Consider the following 1488-nt stretch of genomic DNA (forward strand, 5'->3'; position numbering starts at 1 on the left):
GAACTGGAAGCTCATCGTGATGCCGCTGACGACGCCGAGCGCGAAGCTGAGCGCGAACACCTTGGTCCAGAAACGGTAGGCGTCGAGCCAGCCCTGCGCGGCGGCCTTGTCGGGTCCTTGATGTGTCTTCAGCCAGCGCAGCCGGAAGAACAGCAGCAACCAGCCCATGCCGATGCTGATCGTCGGGAACAGGATGTGGAAGGTGATGTTGGCCGCGAACTGCATGCGGGCGAGGATCAGGGGGTCCATTCGAAAGCGTCCTCGGCGTTGGCAACGCGGCCAGTGACGGCAACCCGGCGCCCGGTCACTTCTTGGGAGTCTTCGCCCCCGGCCGTGCCGCGACCGACCAGCATTGCAGCCCCTCGGACATGCCGATCAACACGCCGCTGACGAGCGCCGCATAGCCATCCAGCATCGCCTGCGTCGCCTTGGCACTGCTGGCGCGACCGCCGCGCAGAGCTGCCTTGGCTTGCTCAAGCAGGTCTTGCGCGGTCTGGGTCGCGCGGGCCCCACTGTCGCTGCCCTTGGTCTGGAACGAGTCGAGCACTTGTTTCCAAGGCCCCTGGAGCGGGACACTGGCGGCGCCCTCGACCGCCTTGCCGACAGCGGCAAAGAACGTGTCCTCCATCTTCTCGAGGTTCGAGATCGCGCCCTTGAGCTGCTTCTCCTGCAGGCTCGCGCCCTGGTCGACGAACTGCTGGAGCGCCTTGCGATTGGCTTCGACGGCCTTCAGCAGCGCGTCGTCCATCCCGGCCACGGCCTTGCCCAGCATGGCTTCGATGTCCACCGAGCCTGCGACATTCGTTCCCGCGCCGGCAGTCGCGGCCGTGGTCACGGTCTTGAGTACCTTCTTGATGTTCTCCATCGTCAGCTCGCGGCCCTGCAGCGCCTTCAGCGTCGCATCGCCGACTCCCTTGCGCAATGCCTCGCCCTGCTTCGCGGTGGCTTCCGAGAACATCTTCGTGATGGCGTCCTGGTCGATCCCTGCTTTGATCATGTCGTCTCCCGAGTCGGTATTCGTTGGTGCTCAGCGCGGCGCCGCACCGGGCGGCGCCTCGAGGTCACTGCATGTGCTGACCGCCGTTGATCGCGATGTTGGCGCCGGTCACGAACGCGGCTTCTTCAGAGGCGAGATAGATGATCAGGCCTGCCACCTCTTCGGGCTTGCCCAGCCGCCCGACCGGGATGTGCGGCAGGATCTTCGAGTCGAGCACTTCCTTCGGGATCGCCGTGACCATCTTCGTGCCGATGTAGCCCGGCGAGATCGTGTTGACGGTGACGTTCTTCTTCGCGACCTCGAGCGCCAGCGCCTTCGTGAAGCCGTGTACGCCGGCCTTCGCGGCCGAGTAGTTGGTCTGGCCGAACGCGCCCTTGCTGCCGTTCACCGACGAGATGTTGATGATGCGGCCCCAGCCGCGCTCGACCATGCCGTCGGCGACCTGCTTGGTCATGTTGAACAGGCTGTCCAGGTTGGTGCGCATCACGGCG

At 65.3% G+C, this 1488-nt stretch carries 3 protein-coding genes; all 3 read right to left on the minus strand.

Annotation, left to right across the window (positions count from 1 at the left end; translation table 11 throughout):
- A partial coding sequence (locus AC1DTW_RS28095; protein WP_477985301.1) for a cytochrome ubiquinol oxidase subunit I occupies positions 1-249 on the minus strand: 249 nt, incomplete at its 3' end.
- 55 nt (positions 250-304) lie between these two features.
- Positions 305-997 carry a DUF6781 family protein gene (locus AC1DTW_RS28100; protein WP_477985327.1) on the minus strand — a complete coding sequence of 231 codons (693 nt, stop codon included), beginning with the start codon at positions 995-997 and terminating at the stop codon, positions 305-307.
- 64 nt (positions 998-1061) lie between these two features.
- On the minus strand, positions 1062-1488 hold a 427-nt coding region (locus AC1DTW_RS28105; RefSeq protein ID WP_477985329.1), incomplete at its 5' end, for an SDR family oxidoreductase.

Source organism: Rhizobacter sp. P5_A1 (assembly GCF_056400745.1).